The organism is Pedobacter sp. 05T44, from assembly GCF_056395985.1.
The window spans coordinates 88,749-107,749 of record NZ_JBFTKO010000006.1; the positions used below are offsets into that span (position 1 = coordinate 88,749).

The 19,001-nt window shown below is 37.6% G+C and carries 21 protein-coding genes; 12 read left to right on the forward strand and 9 right to left on the reverse strand.

Features of this window, described 5'->3' with window-relative positions; genetic code table 11:
- Positions 1 to 3: 3 nt before the first annotated feature.
- Together AC1DDK_RS11725 and AC1DDK_RS11730 are read right to left on the reverse strand one after the other, a co-directional pair.
- On the reverse strand, positions 4 to 600 hold the full coding sequence (locus tag AC1DDK_RS11725; protein WP_288878781.1) for a pentapeptide repeat-containing protein: 597 nt from the start codon (positions 598 to 600) through the stop codon (positions 4 to 6).
- Positions 601 to 604: 4 nt separating this feature from the next.
- The gene (locus AC1DDK_RS11730; RefSeq protein ID WP_172659668.1) at positions 605 to 1,156 is read right to left on the reverse strand and encodes a TetR/AcrR family transcriptional regulator; all 552 of its coding nucleotides are present in this window, start codon (positions 1,154 to 1,156) and stop codon (positions 605 to 607) included.
- Between the two features lie 74 nt (positions 1,157 to 1,230).
- Between AC1DDK_RS11730 and AC1DDK_RS11735 the strand changes: the two genes are divergently transcribed.
- Both AC1DDK_RS11735 and msrA read left to right on the forward strand, forming a co-directional pair.
- Positions 1,231 to 1,491 (forward strand): hypothetical protein, encoded by a 261-nt coding sequence (locus tag AC1DDK_RS11735; RefSeq protein ID WP_172659669.1) that lies wholly within the window; start codon positions 1,231 to 1,233, stop codon positions 1,489 to 1,491.
- Positions 1,492 to 1,526: 35 nt separating this feature from the next.
- Positions 1,527 to 2,018, forward strand: coding sequence for a peptide-methionine (S)-S-oxide reductase MsrA (gene msrA / locus AC1DDK_RS11740; RefSeq protein ID WP_172659670.1), 492 nt, complete (start codon positions 1,527 to 1,529; stop codon positions 2,016 to 2,018).
- Here the strand turns inward: msrA and AC1DDK_RS11745 are convergent.
- On the reverse strand, positions 2,010 to 2,375 hold the full coding sequence (locus AC1DDK_RS11745) for a winged helix-turn-helix transcriptional regulator (protein WP_172659671.1): 366 nt from the start codon (positions 2,373 to 2,375) through the stop codon (positions 2,010 to 2,012). The genes msrA and AC1DDK_RS11745 overlap by 9 nt on opposite strands.
- 91 nt (positions 2,376 to 2,466) lie before the next feature.
- On the opposite strand from AC1DDK_RS11745, the gene AC1DDK_RS11750 reads away from it, so the two are divergent.
- From AC1DDK_RS11750 to AC1DDK_RS11775, 6 genes are all read left to right on the forward strand, one after another.
- Positions 2,467 to 3,642 (forward strand): MFS transporter, encoded by a 1,176-nt coding sequence (locus AC1DDK_RS11750; RefSeq protein WP_337716518.1) that lies wholly within the window; start codon positions 2,467 to 2,469, stop codon positions 3,640 to 3,642.
- Positions 3,643 to 3,877: 235 nt separating this feature from the next.
- Positions 3,878 to 4,387, forward strand: coding sequence for a hypothetical protein (locus AC1DDK_RS11755; protein ID WP_288878784.1), 510 nt, complete (start codon positions 3,878 to 3,880; stop codon positions 4,385 to 4,387).
- An 11-nt stretch (positions 4,388 to 4,398) separates the two neighbouring features.
- Entirely contained in the window at positions 4,399 to 6,228 is a 1,830-nt protein-coding gene (locus AC1DDK_RS11760) for a hypothetical protein (RefSeq protein ID WP_477633918.1), read from the forward strand.
- Positions 6,209 to 7,552 (forward strand): hypothetical protein, encoded by a 1,344-nt coding sequence (locus tag AC1DDK_RS11765; protein ID WP_337716521.1) that lies wholly within the window; start codon positions 6,209 to 6,211, stop codon positions 7,550 to 7,552. Before AC1DDK_RS11760 ends, AC1DDK_RS11765 begins: the two co-directional genes overlap by 20 nt.
- A gap of 58 nt (positions 7,553 to 7,610) precedes the next feature.
- Positions 7,611 to 7,979, forward strand: coding sequence for a VOC family protein (locus tag AC1DDK_RS11770; protein ID WP_172659676.1), 369 nt, complete (start codon positions 7,611 to 7,613; stop codon positions 7,977 to 7,979).
- An 82-nt stretch (positions 7,980 to 8,061) separates the two neighbouring features.
- Entirely contained in the window at positions 8,062 to 9,015 is a 954-nt protein-coding gene (locus tag AC1DDK_RS11775) for a bifunctional helix-turn-helix transcriptional regulator/GNAT family N-acetyltransferase (protein WP_172659677.1), read from the forward strand.
- Positions 9,016 to 9,042: 27 nt separating this feature from the next.
- Here AC1DDK_RS11775 and AC1DDK_RS11780 read toward each other — a convergent pair whose 3' ends face one another.
- Positions 9,043 to 9,831, reverse strand: coding sequence for an AraC family transcriptional regulator (locus AC1DDK_RS11780; protein ID WP_172659678.1), 789 nt, complete (start codon positions 9,829 to 9,831; stop codon positions 9,043 to 9,045).
- 104 nt (positions 9,832 to 9,935) lie between these two features.
- Between AC1DDK_RS11780 and AC1DDK_RS11785 the strand changes: the two genes are divergently transcribed.
- Positions 9,936 to 11,000 (forward strand): SDR family oxidoreductase, encoded by a 1,065-nt coding sequence (locus AC1DDK_RS11785; RefSeq protein WP_477633919.1) that lies wholly within the window; start codon positions 9,936 to 9,938, stop codon positions 10,998 to 11,000.
- Between the two features lie 3 nt (positions 11,001 to 11,003).
- Here AC1DDK_RS11785 and AC1DDK_RS11790 read toward each other — a convergent pair whose 3' ends face one another.
- Both AC1DDK_RS11790 and AC1DDK_RS11795 read right to left on the reverse strand, forming a co-directional pair.
- A complete protein-coding gene (locus AC1DDK_RS11790; protein WP_288878789.1) occupies positions 11,004 to 11,639 on the reverse strand; it encodes a response regulator in 636 nt (211 codons plus the stop codon).
- The gene (locus AC1DDK_RS11795; RefSeq protein ID WP_288878790.1) at positions 11,626 to 13,614 is read right to left on the reverse strand and encodes a sensor histidine kinase; all 1,989 of its coding nucleotides are present in this window, start codon (positions 13,612 to 13,614) and stop codon (positions 11,626 to 11,628) included. Before AC1DDK_RS11795 ends, AC1DDK_RS11790 begins: the two co-directional genes overlap by 14 nt.
- A gap of 125 nt (positions 13,615 to 13,739) precedes the next feature.
- On the opposite strand from AC1DDK_RS11795, the gene AC1DDK_RS11800 reads away from it, so the two are divergent.
- From AC1DDK_RS11800 to AC1DDK_RS11810, 3 genes are all read left to right on the forward strand, one after another.
- Complete coding sequence (locus AC1DDK_RS11800) at positions 13,740 to 14,123, forward strand: RNA recognition motif domain-containing protein (RefSeq protein ID WP_172659682.1); 384 nt, start codon at positions 13,740 to 13,742, stop codon at positions 14,121 to 14,123.
- Positions 14,124 to 14,147: 24 nt separating this feature from the next.
- Entirely contained in the window at positions 14,148 to 14,888 is a 741-nt protein-coding gene (locus AC1DDK_RS11805) for a transient-receptor-potential channel family protein (protein WP_172659683.1), read from the forward strand.
- A gap of 99 nt (positions 14,889 to 14,987) precedes the next feature.
- On the forward strand, positions 14,988 to 15,683 hold the full coding sequence (locus tag AC1DDK_RS11810) for an outer membrane beta-barrel protein (RefSeq protein ID WP_172659684.1): 696 nt from the start codon (positions 14,988 to 14,990) through the stop codon (positions 15,681 to 15,683).
- Positions 15,684 to 15,701: 18 nt separating this feature from the next.
- On the opposite strand, the gene AC1DDK_RS11815 is transcribed toward AC1DDK_RS11810, so the two are convergent.
- The 3 genes from AC1DDK_RS11815 to AC1DDK_RS11825 form a co-directional block, all read right to left on the reverse strand.
- Positions 15,702 to 16,346: a TetR/AcrR family transcriptional regulator gene (locus AC1DDK_RS11815; protein ID WP_172659685.1), complete on the reverse strand. Its 645-nt coding sequence runs from the start codon at positions 16,344 to 16,346 to the stop codon at positions 15,702 to 15,704.
- A 67-nt stretch (positions 16,347 to 16,413) separates the two neighbouring features.
- The gene (locus AC1DDK_RS11820) at positions 16,414 to 17,043 is read right to left on the reverse strand and encodes a carbonic anhydrase (RefSeq protein ID WP_337716524.1); all 630 of its coding nucleotides are present in this window, start codon (positions 17,041 to 17,043) and stop codon (positions 16,414 to 16,416) included.
- A 22-nt stretch (positions 17,044 to 17,065) separates the two neighbouring features.
- On the reverse strand, positions 17,066 to 18,976 hold the full coding sequence (locus tag AC1DDK_RS11825; RefSeq protein WP_172659687.1) for an SPFH domain-containing protein: 1,911 nt from the start codon (positions 18,974 to 18,976) through the stop codon (positions 17,066 to 17,068).
- Between the last annotated feature and the right edge of the window lie 25 nt (positions 18,977 to 19,001).

Genomic DNA, 19,001 nt, shown 5'->3' on the forward strand with positions numbered 1-19,001 from the left:
ATATTATTCACCATGATAATCAATATCTAGGTTGTATTGGTAAAGCAGGCCAGAAAGATTCAATGCGGAAAATTTCGCCTGTTTTACTTTATTGATAGCCGGATCAAGGCTAAAGTTCTTTGCCGTACGGAAGTCTGTTTTCTCTAGAACGGATTTGACAAATGTTGCGCCTGAAAGATCACAGTTATGGAATACGCTTGAGGTTAAATCGCATTCTTCAAAATCAGTTTCTTTAAGTGAACATTCCGTGAAGTTTGTTTTCTTAAGTTTTGTGCCATAAAAAGTTGAATAATCCAGATGGCTCCGCTCAAAATTAAAAGAAAATAGAAACTTATTGCATTTAGAAAAATCAATTCCCAGTATTTTACAGCCGGTAAAAGTAACATCCTTAAATCCGGTACCTGTAACCACAGTAAGTGAGAAATTGCATTGTTTAAAATGACAATCCATAAAATCATTATGGCTTAAATCACTCTTGGAGAAATCACAGTTTACAAATTCACATTTGATAAATTCTCGGTTCTCCAGTCTCTTTTCTGCATAATTGATGCTATTAAATGTTTTGTCTTCGTGGACTGTAGTCTCGTTAGAACTGTTCATGAAATTAGTTTAAGTTGAGTAATTTGTTAACGATCTGCTTTTTCTTTTCGTTGTTGATGCCATAAAGTCCAAGGTTATCAGCGTACCAAAGTCCATCTGCAACAAGGATAATGATCAGGCTGTTGATATCCAGATCTGCTACTGATCCACCCCCAATATGATTGGTAAACCATTCTTCCCACATTTTTTTATAGTGCTCATTAATAAGTGCCGCTTGCAAAATGACTTTCATAGTTCTCCTATAATGTAGATCACTGCTTTTTTTGATAACGAAGCGAAGAAAGGCAAGGGGGGCGATGTCATTTCCTGAGGCTCTTTTTTCTTCAATGGTCCACTCGGTCAGTTCAACAAGGCTTTGGTGTACCAATTCTTCCAGTAGCTCTTCTTTATTACGAAAATGATGGATAATGCCACCCTTACTCAATCCGGTTTGATCGGAAATCGCTTGGAAAGTGACCTGATGCCAGCCGGCTGTGGCACCTATTTCGGCTGCTATATGAAGAATCAATTGTTTACTGGCTTCCGGATCTTTCTTTCTTTTATATGGATTTTCCATTCCTCAAAGATACCGAACGATTGGTTTGTTTGCAAATTATTTTATATATTTGTCATCTCAATCAGTTAGTTCCAATGTCCAGATACGTTATTATTCTATCCCCTGTAATTGATACGCCAATTGATTTACGGCATGTTTTCGAGGTTATTTATACTTTTTCTAATATCTTAGAATGGTCTGTTGATCTCGACGATTGTGATAAGATTCTCCGAGTTGTTTGCAGCGAGGATATTGGTCAGGAATTGGTAAAGAGTATGGCGCTAGTAGGAATCAGTTCGTCGGTACTGGAGGTTTTTGATGAAAATGGGATTTCTATTATACAAATAGTGCATTAGCATCGTACCTTTATTCAATTAAAAAGAAAAGCTATATGAATACAGAAAAAGCCATTCTGGCGGGCGGTTGTTTTTGGGGGGTAGAAGAACTTATAAGGCACCAGCCAGGTGTTATTTCAACGGTGGTTGGATACACTGGAGGGGATGTTCCCAACGCAACTTACCGGAATCATGGAACACATGCTGAAGCCATTGAAATCATATTTGATCCAGCACTTTTATCCTATCGTTCGCTCCTTGAATACTTCTTCCAGATCCATGATCCAACAACACGGAACAGACAGGGAAACGACATAGGAACCTCTTATCGGTCAGCCATTTTTTTTATGGATGAAACACAAAGGGAAACCGCAAAGGCTTTAATCGCAGATATGGAAGCTTCTGGTAAATGGCCCGGGCCAATTATAACGGAAGTAGTTCCTGTCGCCGATTTTTGGAATGCTGAAGAAGAACACCAAAATTACTTGCAAAAGCAGCCATACGGATACACCTGCCACTTTGAAAGACCTGAATGGAAACTAGGTTAGTTGATTTAACTTTCTGTGTTTTGAGCCCCAACTGCTCAAAGTTTCCCATATTGGAATAAGTTCAATGCCTATTTCGGTTAATTCGTATTCTACTCTGGGTGGAACGGAGGAATGGAGTGTCCTGGATATGAGTCCATGATATTCCAATTCTTTTAGTTGTAAGCTTAAAATCCGTTCGGTAATTTTTGGCATTGCATTTTTAAGTTCAGTAAATCGCATCTTTCCTCCCTCAAGTTCTCGCAGGATAAGTACTTTCCATCGACCTCCAAATATTGCTATAGCATATACAAGATCGGAACAATCGCTGATGATTTTGTAATTAATGCTATTGGTTGAATTTTCTTTCCTTAATGCCATGGCTTACATTTTTGTTAGTTCCCTACATTGGGTTGTAAAGAAGGCAAATCTATTAGTTAAGATTTATTTTTGACCGAAAATAAAATCAATAATGAAGAAAATTGCATTTGTAGGATGTTTGGGGTTAATTGGAATTATTACAACCGAATTTGGGGTTATTGGTATTTTGCCTCAGATTGCAGACCACTACCATATTTCCATCGATAAAGCAGGGTTGTTACTTAGTGCATTTGCCCTTGTAATTGCATTAACAGGTCCTTTTATGACCTTGTTTACTTCTGGCTTCGACCGGAAAAAAATCATGATGATCAGTATTGCGATGTTTTTGCTTACCGGGATAGTATCTTCTTTTGCTCCACCTTTTTGGTTGCTGATTATTGTGAGGATGTTGCCTGCATTTTTGCAGCCTGTATTTATTTCGAATGCTATTGCAGCAGCTGTGGCAAATGTGGGTAAATCGCAAGAATACCGGTTAGCGGGGATTGTTGTAGGTGGTATTGCAATAGCAATGGTGACTACCGTTCCGTTTGCTACTTATATGGCAAGTGTTTTCAATTGGCAGGCATCTTTTGGGGTACAAGCGGTAGTAACTGCAATTGCTTTAGTAGGTATTTACAAAGTTTTGCCTCCTATGCATCCGCAGGAAAAGAAATCGTACGGAACACAATTAAAGGTGCTAACCAATAGTCGTTTTTTGATCAGCTCTGCAATGAACTTTTTTATGATTGCTGCATGGTTTTCTACTTACAGTTATTTTGCTGATTATTTGGGTAAGGTTAAAGAGATGGATACTCAAACTATTAGTTATATGATGTTCCTCTTTGGTATTACAGGGATAGTATCTAATTGGCTGGCGGGGAAAATGATGAGTAAAAATATTCCGGCTACTATTGCTTTGTTTCTAAGTGGAACGGTATTGATTCCTGTGATGTTGTTTTATTCGGGTGCCAATACCTGGTCTACTGTGTCGGTGATCGCGTTATGGGGTTTTCTATATGCTCCTTGTTTTCTGAGTGGGTTTGCCTACATGACTTCTGCTGCCCCTCATGCTCCTGAGTTTGCTAATAGCTTGGCTATCTCATTTGGAAATCTTGGCGTAACGGCGGGTACTGTTGTAAGTGGTTGGTTCATCGCCTCTGTCGGGGTTTCTCAAAGCCCTTGGGTGGGTATGGCCTTTGGAATTCTGGCTTTTTTAATGATTATATGGAGGACTTTGCTGGAGCGTAAAAGTGAGTTCATTAGTAAATCTAATCAATGTACGGCATAGATCATTAGTTCATTCTGTTTCTAAAAATGATATCTTTACAGTCTATCTTTGCAAAACATCCTAAATAATGCTCGTTACAACGTATAGATATCTTTTTTTAATAGTATTCGTACTTTTTTTTTCGTMTTGCTTCCAGGTTATTGAGGAAATTAATGTCAATAAAACAGGGTTGGGGACAGTAAATTTAACCCTCAATCTGAGTGCGAGTAAAGCCAAGGTGGCATCTCTTATGCTTATGGATAGTATCCAGGGATATAAAGTGCCTTCCAAACAAACTATTCAAAAAGAAATCGATGAAATTGTTAGTTACCTGAAAAAATCCGATGGCATTACAAATGTCCAAAAGAAGATTGATTTCGATAATTTCATAGTGAGTATCTCTTTTGCATTTAAGGATGTTGCCAATATCAATACTGTAAATCAAAATGTGTTAAAGAAGTTAAAGATAAAGGGGCTTAGTAATGCTTCTTATGCTTATGAATCGAAAACCCAGACTTTTCAGCGCAGTTATCAGTATACAAAGGCTGCCGTATTAGAATACAATAAGCTTAAACCTGAAGTGAAAAATGTATTTAAAGATGCCTCATATACTAGTATATACAGATTTGAACAATTAATAACCAGCAGTAACAATCCACTGGCAAAGATCTCTAAATCAAAAAAAGCTATAATGATCAATACAGGTATATTAGGTTTAATCAACGGTAAAACTGATATATCGAATAGAATTACACTATCTAAATAATCACTCTATCTATGAACTCTCTTTACAAATGCCTGGTTGCATTAGTTTTTGCAAGTATAACCTTGTCATCCTCTGCTCAAGACCTGGTAAATAAAATACCTTCTGATGCCCTTGCTGTGGCCACAATTAAAGGAAAGAATTTTACCGATCTGATGTCTTTAAAAGAATTTAATAACACTTTTATCGGAAAAGAAATTTTATCAAAGCTCTCAAAAGGAACGGATAAAGTGGTTAATAGTGTTGAAAACCTGGGGTTTGATTTATCTTCATCATTATATTACTATAATCTGAGCAACGACAGTGTATCCTATAACTGTTTCCTGGCACCTGTTAAAAATGCCGAACAATTGGAAGCTCTATATGTTCAGGCAAATCAAAAGTTTACAGTTAAAAACGGGATTAAATCCTATTATAATTCCGACTCTACAGAAGTGGCTCATTGGAACGACAAGTTCCTGCTGTTTGTTATAGGCTCGGGTAAAAGTAGTTATTTTGCAAGACCAGAGGTTGTTGAACGCTTCAAGTTATCTCAAGCTACTTCTGTTGGACAAGCTGCAGACTCATTGTCGATAGCGGTGCCGGTACAGGATGAGATTGCTGTTGATAGCACGATGGCTGTTGATTCATTAGAAGAAGTTATGGCAGATACCATTGGATATGATTATGGTAATACTTTTTTTAAGGATGAACAGAAAAAGAAAACTGTTGTTGCCGGTTGGGTACAACTTATGGTTGATGATTTCTTTACCGGCCCAAATACAACATCGATATTAAATAATAAAGATTTCGTAAAAAGTATAGATGAACAAGCTGAGGCAACAATTTGGATTGCTGGAGCTGATAAGCTTTTTAATACCTATATGCCATCAACCTATTTAAAAGGTATGAGCTTCTTAAATGGCTATGGAAGTGCTAATGCTAAGCTTTTTCTTGAAGATAAATCGATTAGAATTAGTACAAGCATGGCCTTTAGTGATGAAATTGCGGGGGTTTTTAAGAAAGTACTTAAAAGGAAACTGAACAAACGGTTCTTAAAATACATAAATGAAGATAAAGCGATTGGTTATCTGGCCTATGCTATGGATACTAAGGCCTATCTTGAGCAATATCCTAAACTGATGTCAAAAATTTATGGTTCAGTATACGCTGATGAAATAGGAATGGCAGCTGATCTGTTTTCTCTTTTGCTTGATGAAGAGGCGATAAGTAAAGTAGTAAAGGGAGATGGACTGTTCCTTTTTAATGGCTTGTCGCAAAAGGAAGTCAGTTATAAATCAATGGATTATAATGAAGAAAACTTTGAAAGCAAAGAAGTAACAAAGACGAAGAAAGAGACATTGCCTGACTTTTTATTTATGATGTCCAGTGAGGACACTCGTTTGATTGACAAACTTATTGCTTATGGTGTAAAAAAAGAGCTGGTTAAAAACAGCTCAGGATATTACGAACTGTCGGTTCCTAAAAGCCCACTGGCGCTTTATTTTATGATTAAAGAAGGAATCATTTTCTTTGGTACCAATAAAAAAGATATGGAGGATATTGCTGGAAACAGATATGTTGCCAATGTCTMGCGCAAGCACAGGAAAGCATTAATGAATACCAATTATGCAGGCTATTTCAGCGCTAAAAAGCTATTCGGAAAGATTCCTGTTGAAGAGTTTGCCAGCACAAAAAAACTTGAAAAACTTAATAATGTATTGAATTCAATGGGCGACATTTATTTGAAATCGAATCCGGTTAAGGGTAATGTATATTCTGGTGAAATTAACATAGATATTCCTTCCAATCAACAAAATGCTTTAAAGTACTTATTCTCACTTGTTGAAGACGCGCAAAAATAAATTACTTAGAGGTGGTGTAACACTGATACTAACGGGAGTTGTTTTAATACTGGCGTCTGCTTATGGGTATTTCAAATTCCGGGAATATAAATCCTACCAGGAGGTTATTCATGCTGAGGCCTCTTTTATTGTTAAGATAGATGTAGATAAGATCTATAAAACAATGGTTTTGGATTATCTTTATAACCCATCTTATTATAGGGGAAAAACTGATGATGAACTTAAAACTGGTTTAGCCATTCCAGGGAATGTTTTTATTTATACTGTTGGTTCCAAATCTTGCCAAACCTATTTCTGTTCTTTGCCTATAGCAGATGTCGCCGTACTGAAACAGTTTATTAAGCAAAGGCTCGGTGTAAATACGTTTAAAAACGCAGGTCATGGCATTACATTGGCAACTTCAAAAGATGGAAAACTTACTGTAGCTTTTAATTTAAAAACAGTTGCTGTTGCGTATACACTCAAAAATGAAAATGTAATAGATATCCTTACCGATCTGCTAGATAAGAAAAACCTATTATCTGATAAAGATCAGAAAATTGCGAGCTTAAAACATGCAAATACACATTTGGCTTATGCTTTTAAAGAGTATATAGGAACAGGAGAATTTAAGGATGGGGTAATTTATTTGAATGGCTATTTTAATTTTAATGATCTTGATGTTCAAGGGAAGGTATTTACTCATAGGGTATTTGATAAGCATGCCTCAATAAAAATGTGGCTTAATGCCCACCTTTTGAATGGTAAATCTTACTCAGAAATTCAACTTAAAGGCCACAGAATTTATCCCGATAGCTTATTGAAATATTATCAGGGCTATCTTGACGTTGAATTTGCAGGGATAGTTAATCAGATTGATACTGTGATAACTTATGAGTATAATGATGATTTTGAGAAGGAAGAGGTTCGAAGTACCCGTATTTTGAAGGTACCAAGGATAATAGGCACTTCCAGAGCTCAATCTAAATCTTTATTAAATTATCTGATTAGGGAAGGATTGCTTGATACTGTTGGTGTAATCAGTAAACAGGTGTTCCCCTTGTATACTTTGTATGGTAAAAGCGATACTGGATTTTTTACGCTTAGTACAGATAAGAATATTAAGGTGACTACGGTAAGTGAAAAATCTCCATACTTTTTCTACCTCGAAATGGATTTTAATCAGCTCAATGGATTGCGACAATTTCCATTACTGGAAAAATATACAAAACGATTGGATATCATTCGTATAAAAGCGACTAATGTAGGTAAAGAAAAGAAATATTTTGAGATGGATCTAAATTTCAAAATGAAAAACATTAACGCCTTAGCGCAATTGTTTTAGATTGTATAGGTTCTAAAATTATTTATTAAGTTTACTATCCAAATCAACAGCTAAATCAATGAAACATAAAGCAATATCCATCAGGCCATTTATCGGGGCCAAAGATTTTGAACTTTCAAGGAGTTTCTACAGAGACCTTGGTTTTGATGAAACAGTTCTTACACCTGATATGTCTGTTTTTAAAACAGAGCATATAGCGTTTTACCTTCAAAACGCCTATGTAAAGGATTGGGTAGATAATACTATGATTTTTTTAGAGGTTGAAGATGTTGACAAATATTGGCAGGAGCTTTTGGCTCTTGACCTTACTACTAAATATAAGGATGCAAAACTCGTTCCGATACGGGTTGATCACTGGGGCAAAGAATGTTTTCTGCATGATCCCTCTGGAATTCTCTGGCACTTTGGTGAATTTTTTAACAGTTAATCACACGCCCATTTAAAAAATATTTGTGACATAGTTTATATTACTTACATTTGCATAACTGATTATGTAATTGATTATATGCATGAAACTATTTGAGAAAACCGGAAAAATGGCTCTGGGCAGTCGGCTAAGATTACTGACTTCAAAAGTAACTGAAGACGCAGCGCAGATTTATGAATTATATAATATAGAGTTTTCTCCAAAGTGGTTCCCCGTGTTTTTTGTTCTTTCAGAAGAGGGAGAAAAAACCATAACCGAAATTGCTACTGAGATAGGACATTCCCAACCTTCAGTTAGTAAGATCATACAGGAAATGACTGTTGCCGGACTGATTCAGGAAAATCGGGAATCGTCTGATAAACGCAGAAATGTTGTCGCATTAACCACCAAAGGGATAGTGCTTGCAGCTAAGATAAAAGTGCAATGTGTAGATGTAGATGCTGCAGTTGAAAGCGTTATTCTAGAAGCAAGGTACAACTTGTGGGAAGCGATAGAAGAGTGGGAATTCTTGTTAGAGCAAAAGTCACTGCTGAGAAGAGTGCAGGAGCAAAAGAAACTTCGCGAAAGCAAAGATGTCCAGATTGTGGCTTATGAAGATAAGTATCAAGCTGCGTTTAGATCACTTAATATGGAATGGATCTCCACATATTTCCAAATGGAAGAGGCAGATTATAAGGCTTTAGATAATCCTAAAGAATACATTTTGGAAAAGGGCGGAAAGATATTTGTGGCTCTATACGAAAATGAACCTGTGGGTGTTTGTGCACTGATCAAAATGAACGATCCGGATTATGATTTTGAACTGGCAAAAATGGCTGTTTCACCTAAGATCCAGGGAAAAAGTATTGGCTGGTTGCTTGGTCAAACAGTTATTGACGCTGCAAAGGAATTGGGTGCCTCTAAGGTTTATCTGGAAAGTAACACTGTATTGAAACCTGCTATCAATCTGTATCATAAGCTAGGTTTTAAGAAAGTAGTAGGTCGAGTAACACCTTATGAGCGATGCAATATTCAAATGGAAGTGCAACTGAAATAATATATCAGGATTAACTAAATATGGAACTTACAAAACATTTATAATTTTACTAACATGGCTTTCATCTGTTAATCCGAATTCGGCTGCAATTTGCTTTAAGCTGTACTTTCCACTTGCCATTCTTTGCTTGATCAGTGTTTTTCGGTAATTCTGAACATACTCCCGTAAGGTGGTACCGGTATTCCTTTTGAAATATGGTCCCATATAGTCTGCTGTTATATTAAAGTGTCCAGCCATAATGGGAGCCCTAAGCTGATCGGGCGAATAGATGTATTTATGTATATAACAAAAAATAGCTTGCATATCTTTACTACGATTTTCAAAGGGTTTTAATTCTGGCATATTCCTTTTTAAAATATGTGATAATGCGAGAATCTGCATCCAGATTAACTCTTCGTTATGAAGTGGTTCGCTTTTTAATGTGATCAGCATATCAAATAGACGAGCTACTGTATGTCGGTCATTGTCCGACAATTTAAAGCCTGCCAGATGTGTTTCTCTGCTTTTTATTAGGTATTCCAGGTTCTGTACGTAATTATTAGTATTACTTACATCCTGGTGGAGATATAAATCTGTAAACTTTAAATAGACGAAATGACTGAGTATGTCGATTTCAAAATAATGGGATTCTTCTGGACCAAGTAAAAAGATATCGCCATCCTTGTAGGGGATAGTTACCTGATTAATCACATGCGTTCCTGATCCCTTTTTAATATAGATTATTTCGTAATGATTATGATTATGCTCTGGATGTCGCCAACTGGAAACTTCAAAATCAGAAATCAGTAAAGGTTCAAATTGCCTGTAACGTTTCATGTCGGAAATATACAATATTATGCCAGAATTATACCATTTTCTCCAGCCTAATAAACCGAATTTTGACTAGCAGTTGATTAAACTTAAATAAAATATAACTTAACATGAAAGCGGATAAAAAAACAGCACTAGTAGTTGGAGCCAATGGAATAATTGGAACCAATCTAATAAATTACCTGGAGGAATTAGGAACCTGGGACATTATTGGTTTGTCCAGAAGGGGGGGGACAAGCACCAAGAAAATCCGATATATAGCTGTTGATTTGCTAGATCCTGCATCGTGTATTGCACAACTTAGTTCATTATCTGATGTTACTCACATATTTTATGCAGCCTATCAGGATAGGGCGAGTTGGGCAGAACTGGTTGAACCCAACCTGGCTATGTTGGTAAACGTATTGACGGCAATTGAACCGGTGGCAGCCAATTTGGAACATGTAAGTCTGATGCAAGGGTACAAAGTTTATGGTGCCCATCTAGGCCCCTTTAAAACTCCCGCAAAAGAAAGTGATGCAGGCCATATGCCTCCCGAATTTAATGTAGATCAACAGAACTTCCTCGAAAAACAACAGGTGAACAAACGTTGGACTTGGTCTGCCATTAGGCCATCAGTAGTTGGTGGAACCTCAACAGGTAATCCTATGAATCTTGCAATGGTAATTGCGGTGTTTGCTACTATTTCTAAGAAACTTGGGATTCCCTTACGTTTTCCCGGAAAATTGGGCGCCTATGATAAATTGATGGAAATGACAGATGCAGGACTACTGGCTAAAGCGACTGTATGGGCAGCTACAAACCCACAATGTGCAAATCAGGCATTCAATATCAATAACGGCKACTTGTTTAGGTGGAATGAGCTTTGGCCTAAAATTGCTGTTTATTTTAATATGGAAGTTGCGGCACCCTTGCAAATGCCCCTCCAAACAGTTATGGCGGACAAAGAAGAACTCTGGAAATCTTTACAGGAAGAACACGGACTAAATTATAACTATAAAGACTTATCCTCATGGGCATTTGGCGACTTTGTGTTCTCCTGGGACTATGACTTTTTTGCAGATGGCACAAAGGCAAGAAGAATGGGCTTTCATGAGTTTATTGATACAGAAAAAATGTTTTATGATTTGTTCGATGAAATGCGCAGGAAAAAGATAATACCAAAAACAATATAATAGCTAAATCAGATTTTGTAGTGTAGCATGTCTTATTAAATCGGCAACATTTTTTGCTTTGAGCTTTTGTAGTAAGTTCTTTCTGTGGTTTTCTACCGTAAACTTGCTTAAAAATAACATTTCAGCAATGTCATTAGTGGTTTTGCCATCAGCAATTAGTTTTAAAATTTCCTTTTCGCGTACCGTAAGTTTGGCAAAATCTTGAGATTCTTTTAACTGTGGCCGGGAGATAATTTCTTTAACGATGTTACTAAAAGTAATCTGACCATTTAAGGCTTCATTGATACAGATAACAATTTCTTCAATAGACGACTCTTTAAGTAAATATCCACTGGCGCCATTGGCCAACATTTGCAAAATTACGCTGCGCTCCTGGTAATTGCTAAATGCCAATACAACCGTATCCGGAGATATGGTTTTTATTGTTTTGCACAAATCCATTCCATTTATATCAGGAAGCATGATATCCAGCAAAACAATTTTTACTGTTGCTATTTTTAAAAAGGAAATAAATTCCTCCCCTCGGGTAAAGCCACCAATAATTTCATATTCCGGTTTTTTACTTAAAAGCCTAATCAACCCCTCTATGACTATCGGATGATCATCAACAATGACAATGGTATTTTTATGCTGTGACATAAAGTTCTATATTGATGGAGGTGCCTCTTTTATTTCTTTCTGATAGGATCTCAATTTTGCCTTTAAGGTATTCAACCCGGCTTTTGATGTTGTTAAGACCTATGCCCTCAACCTTATCCAAATGTGTTGCATCAAAGCCCTTTCCGTCATCTTCAACCGTTATAAAAAACACATCCTCATTTTGCGAACATTGCAGCAAAAGGTTTTGCGCCTGGGCATGTTTGGTTGCGTTAGTAATGGCTTCTTGTATAATACGATAAATGTTTATTTGCTCTTGTGCAAGCAGATTGTTGTTGATGCCAAGATATTGAAAGTCCACTTTTAGCGCGGCAGAAGCTGCTGATTCACATAAGTCTTTTAGCAGTGCCTTAAGGCCCAGTTTTAATAGCATTTCAGGCATCATGTTGTGGGATATACGTCTAAGTTCACCTATGGAAGTATCCAATTGCGTAACGATATTTTGCAGCTCTAGGGTGTTATTGTTGCCTTGTTCGTGTATATAATCTGTCAGATTTAGTTTTGCTATTGCGAGCATACAGCCCAGCCCATCATGTAGATCGCGGGCAAGTCTGTTTTGTTCATCTTCTTTGGCATTCAACATTACCTGCACTAGTTTTATTTGCTGTTGCCTGTCAATATCTTTAAGTTCTTGTTGGTGATTCAGATCTTTTTGTAAAGCTAATTTTTTACTGTTGCGGTAAAACAACCAGCCAAAAAAAGCAACAATAAGTAAAAATATACTGGCTAGGCCCAGTAGCCAATTCACCAGCCGACTATTTTTTGTGGCAAGTTTTGCCTTTTCATTCTCGGCGTTAAGCGCCACAATTTTCTTTTGGTTTTCTGCCGTTCTATATTTTACTTCGAGGAGGTTTGCAGTTTCTTTTAGTTTGCTGTTACTCAAACTGTCGCTCAACCCGCTATAAAGTTTTAACCATTTGTAAGCACTTTGCTTATTTTTCATGCCCTCATAGCTAGTCGCCAGTCCATAGTAAATCTGCAACTTGTTTGTTTCCCATGCCATAAATTGTTTGTCCTTAACCAAAGCCAGTCCTACATTCTTTGCCTCAGGGAAATCTTCTTTACTATGAAGAGCATAAAATTTTTGTAGTAGTATACGTTTTTCGGCATAAGTGCCTTTGAATCTTTTTGCCAGAAGCATTCCTTTTTCTACTACAGTGAGTGCGCTGTCGAATTGCAAAGCAGTATTAAGGCGTAAAGCTTCACCGGCATAATATTCTAACCACATCTCGGACTGTGGATACGGCTTAAGCAAGATCATCATGCTGTCTAAATTCGATTTGGCCTCTTTTAACTTACCTAATGAAATATAATTTTCCCCAATAGATTGATAAATCATAGCCAGATATTGTGGTGCATTGGCTTTTTTAAGTATTGAAACTGCTTTTGTTAAATAGATTTTTTCCTTCGCGTGCTGACCCAGATTTTTGAATCCCGCAGAAAGGAGAAAATAGTTTTTTCCTAAGAAACCCAAATCACCTGATTGTATAGCCAACGGAATTGCCTTATGCAGTATAATTTCTATAGATTCTTTGATTTCGTTTCTAAGATGATGGCGAAATGCATAGCTGTGCCAGCACATTGATCTAACCAGAAGAGCTTCCTTTGTTTTGAATTTTTTTAGTGAAGCATCTGATTGCAAAAGCATTTTTTTAGCAAGTTCTGGATTTTTAGCCATCATTTGCAAAGCTTTATAATATAAAGATACTGCTTGCATAAAGCTGTTTCCTTCGCTGTGTGCTAATCCTTGTTGTAAATACTGCTCAGCTTTTGCTGTATCTGTTCTTAAGTAAAATTCTGAGAGTAGAAAACTACTTTTTGCCTTTGTGGCATTCGGTAGCTCTTTTTTTAACTGCTGGGTAAGGCTATCGGCATAATGCGTTCCGTTTAATGGCATCTGCGAAAGCGCATTGAAAAAGGAAAATATCAAAAACAAGGTGTAACCGTATTTTTTCATTGTAGCGTAGATAATTAAGCTAATGTAGCTAGAATGCCTGCCTGTTATTAAGATAATATCAAAAATAGCTGAAAACAGCTATAAGTAAAATATTAAAGCTTAAATTTGCAGCTTTAAATAGATTCATGATTAAATTATTTGTGGTGGGTTATCCACTTGATATACAGGAAGCTGAACTGATTGAGATATTCAGCATCCATGGAATGTTGCACAGCGTGCATTTATTGACCGACAAAGTGACCCACAAACATAAAGGCTATGGTTTTATAGAAATGGTGGATCAGGCTGGAGCCGATAGGGCAATTGCAGCTATAAACGGTATGGTTTTGAAAGGTAGAAAGATAAGTGTTAAACTGGCGGATGAGAATAGGGCAGAGAAACCAAGAACAACTTTTAAACCTAACCGATTCCATACTGAAGAAGGGCAAAGTAATGCAGGTAGTGGAGAGCAGTTTAAAAATAAGCGTCCTAGAAAATTAGTGTCGAATACATTCAGGGCCGAGAAGTAAACGATATTTCTTAAATTAGTAGGTATGGACTACCTGCAGAAAATAATCGGTGATATTGAATGCCATGATGTGGATGGGATCAGATCATGTTTTCAGCATGGGGTCCATCCCAACGATATCTTCAAAGGGCACCCCTTAATTTATGAACTCATCAGCGAATACGCCAGAACAGACCGCTTTAAAGCATGTGTCAAGGTATTTATCGATCATGGGCTGGAGTTTAATGATCCGTCGCTTTTAGCCGTCCTCTCAGATGATGCCCAGATTTTAGCGAAACATTTGACTACAGACCCAGGTGCACTTAACCGGCCTGTTAATTTACGGTGTGCTTATACGCCTTTACATGATGTCAGCCTACTTCATGTCTGTGCGGAATTTAATCATCTGTCATGTGCAGAAGTTCTGGTGAGGAATGGAGCAGACGTGAATGCGAAAGCAGGAACTGATGAACATGGGTTTGGAGGACAAAGCCCTATTTTTCATACTGTAAATCAGAACTCTAACCATTCCGCTTCGTTATTGGACTATCTGCTATCGGAATCAGCAGATCTTAACTACACAGTAAAAGGGTTGATCTGGGGTAAAGGTTATCCTTGGGAAACACTTGTTCCTGCAGTAAACCCAATCAGCTATGCTATGATGGGGCTTTTGCCGCAAATGCATAGGGATGAGAGAACCATCGCAGTTGTTGTATCCAAGTTACTGAAGGCTGCTCATGGGATTGATTATGTGCCGGTAAACGTGCCATGTGCTTATCTGAAATAATAAAAAATTAAATTTTCCCGTTATTGGGATAATTAATACATTTGGGTTACCAGACTTTTCGAATAATAACCATTCTAAAACAAAAAAGTAACCAAACTTATGAGAAAGAATAAATTATACGCTCCGCTATTTCTATTTTTCCTGATTACCGCCTTTAACATTGCCAATGCACAAACGAAAATAGGGATAAGAACCGGTGTAAATTTCTCAAACGCAAATATGAAAGATGAACAGGGAAATAAGGGTGAAACTGAATCAATTCCAGGTTTCCACTTAGGACTTACAGTTGACGTTCCTATAGCCGGTGATTTTTACATTCAACCCGCTGCCTTATATTCCTCCAAAGGATTTAGACAAAAAGGAGAGGGCTTTGGCTATAGTGATGATTTTAAAGTTACGGTTTCTTATATAGAAGTACCGGTTAATTTACTTTATAACCCCAAGTTAGGAACGGGGAATTTAATACTTGGCGCAGGAGGTTATTTGGGATATGGAACAGGAGGGAAGTGGAAGTCCGCATCTGGTGTTTTAATTGGGGATATCCAAATTGGAGATAATGGAGAGGTGATCTTCAAAAACGATGCAGAGAAGGGTGAATTTGGATCTTATTTGTATGGAAAGCCCTTGGATTACGGGGTTAGTTTTTTAGCTGGTTATGAGCTTTTTAACAAATATTCTATCCAATTCAATAGTGAAATAGGACTGGCAAATTTGCAAACAACTTATAGCGGGATAAAACGGAAAGGGAAAATGAAAAATACCAGCTTTAGTATTTCACTCGGTTATAAGTTCTGATAAAAGGTTTTCTATTATCTATGACTGAGTCTTATTACTGTAAGCGTATTCTAAAACCAGGCTTATTGCTTCTTTGATTCTTTTCATTCCTTCTGGATTATTGATGTCAATTTCACAAAAAAGGCTGTCGGTAGTTTTGGCATGAAGTACCATATAATAAATACCTGCAACCAATAAACCGGCAATTGCCCTAAGATCGACATCATTTCCTTTCAACTCCTTATCTGTCAATGCAAAGAATGTGGAACTAAGTTGTTCTCGTTCTTCGCATACCTGATACATAATCTGGCTTCTCTGGCTAATTTGCCAAAGTACAATCTTCTGCATTTCTTCATTCTCATAGAAATAATCCAATTGATTAAGCAACAGATTTTTCAATATTTGCTTCGTGTCTTTCCCTTGGTTATTTTCGATCATGATACCTGCATCACCTGTTGCAGCCACCCAGTAGTCTTTGCTTTTTACATAAATTTCTATCAGATTATCAACTGAACCAAAATAAAGTTTAATTAGTTTACGGTCCAATCCTGCAGCTTTTGAAATGTTTGTAACGGTCAATCCGGTATATCCTTTGTCTTGGATTACAATTCCAACAGCCTGGATCAATTTCTGTTTTGATCTATCCTTATCGTTTAATGCCCCTTGGTATCTTTTCTTTTCCATAACAAACTGATTGTAGTAGCTAAATTATGGAGAAAGTCTGAGTTTCTATTCCTACTATTTCAACATGTTAGCAATGTTTATTGTAAAAAGTCAAATTACCTACAGAGATGTCGTACATAGCAGGTATGATCTTTATTTCTCTGCTATCTACGCGTTGCCGTATAATACTGCTTTGCTCAAGTATCTGCTGCACGGAACGGTAAACATTAAGTAAAGAAACCTTATTAACAAAAGATTCATTATGGCCTGTTCTGTTGCTTATTTCCGTAAATTCTTGTGAGATACACACTTTTACTTCCCTTAGCAAGCCCGAAAGATTTTCCCTCATCACATCGTCACAAGCACTCCTTACTGCCCCACAATTGGTGTGACCCATTACTACAATCAGTTTTGAACCTGCCGTGGCTATTGTATACTCCAACGATCCTAACACATGTGGAGATATAACATTGCCTGCAATGCGAATGTTAAAAATATCACCAATACTCTGGTCAAGAATCAGTTCAGTTGGAACCCTTGAATCCATGCAGCTCAATATTGATGCAAATGGCCTCGGATTGTCTTTTGTTTCCTGTACTTTTTGTAGCAAGCCGCGATGTTTGCTGCGTCCACTAAGAAATCTTTCATGACCATCTCTTAATATTTGTAAGGCAATATCAGGAGTCATTTCAGTGTGGTAATTTATATTGAGATCCATAATTTTAAGTGATTAGGGTTTATTATTCGCTGGCTTTCCCTTTTTCTTGCTGTATCATTTGCATCAATTGCAGACCCATTAAACCACTTAGGCTACCATCACTGCCGTTGCCACCACTTACAATTAGATCTGGGATGATCTTAATTTTTCCTTTTCCAATTTCTTCGGTTATTTTAAACTTGGTAAAGTTGTCGCCTCCCATGGCTTTTACTTGTAAGTCGTAAGCATCAGCTGTAGATTTACCTATGGCCATAATTTTTTCTGCTTCGGCCAATCCTGTTTTGGCTATTTTCTCTGCATCGGCAGTCGCATTAAGTTTGGTAGCTTCGGCTTGTGCACCAGCACGGGCTTTAGTTGCTTCAGCTTCTGCGTTTGCACGCATTTTAGTTGCCGTGGCTTCAGCATCAACCTGTAGTTTTAAACTATTGGCGTCACCTTCTGCCTTTTTTACCGTTGCATCAGCAGTGCGCTGAGCAATTTCAACACTTTGCTGTGCTTTTACAATTTCCTTTTGCATATCTGCAATTGCAGTTTCTTTCTCCATGCCCTGGCGCTGTTCCTGTGCCATTTTCTGTGTCTGATAAGTTTTTTGTTCCTCTTCTGCAATCTTACGGTCGGTAAGGGTTTTCATCAATGCCTCTGGTGGAAGAATATCACCTATTAAAGTATCTACAGCATTTACATTGTAATCATCCAGGACTGCTTTAATGTGTTCCTTTGCCGATTGTTGTCTTTCTTTACGGGTAATCAGAAAACTTATCACATCGCTGTCTTGTGCAGAATTTCGAAAATAATTGCCAATAGTAGGCTCTAATACCTGACTTACTAAATTACTCATGCTACCGAAACGGGCTATTACTTTGGGTGCCTCGGTTGCGGGAATATGAATGATCTGAGATACATCTAAATTGAAAGGGAAGCCGTCTCGGGAGCGGACGGTGATAGTACTCAGGTTCTTATCTAACTCATGAGATTCGTTCCTGGCGTTGGCCCAATTCAATACCAGATTAGTTGTAGGCACCAGTTCAACCTTCATAATGTATTTGTTGAATGGGTATTTGCCAGGGCCATAGGCTTCCATCCATACCCCACGCTGGCCTTTGCTTACAATATTGCCATGTTTGAAACTCTCCCCGGTTAAATCTTTACCGTCTTCACCGATGTAGCTGATCACAACGCCAACGAAACCAATAGGTACGTCGGTCATTGGTATTTCTTCAATCTGAATTGCCCATGGATTAATATTGTAACTACCTGCTAAAATGATTGATGGCTGCAAACCACGGTTACCATCATTTTTTAGAAAAACATCAATGTCCTGAAAATTATTGTGACCGGTAATTTGCTTTCCTGCAATTTGCCCGCTTTCAATTGGATGGCCGTCAAGCGTGGTTACAATGCCTACCATATTTTCATGTATGATGACCATGTCGGCAATTGTAACGGTGAAGGCAAATAAGTTGATACGATAAGTACCTGCAGTGATATAAGAGGTTTGTCGACCTTTTTGCCCATTGTTGTTTAGGAATTTTTCTGCATCCTGAAAATTATCCGATTCTACTCTTCGGGCAAGGATTGCACCTGTCGGTATTTCAGCACCATCGTTGGACAGGATCAATCCTATTTTACCTTCGGGTATAATGGTAAACCCGTGCATGTTCACATTGTATTGCCAGGGCCACATGCCCCAGTAAAGTCCGGGAGCCAGTGCTTTTGCCTGAAAACCAGCTTCTCCTTTAGTTGCAATAATACGTCCGTCTGGTAATTCTTTGTTGCTGCCAAAAAGCACAAATTTCTTGGTAACCAGTCCTACCTTGTTTTCGGGTACGATGACCATACCCAGGAAAACCCTTAGTATGAATTTGTAAAATAGGAGGGTGAACAGGATAGCGAAGACCCACCAGTAGATGAAAAAGATTTGAGAATAGTCCATGATCAATTAGTTTTAGGTGTGAGAT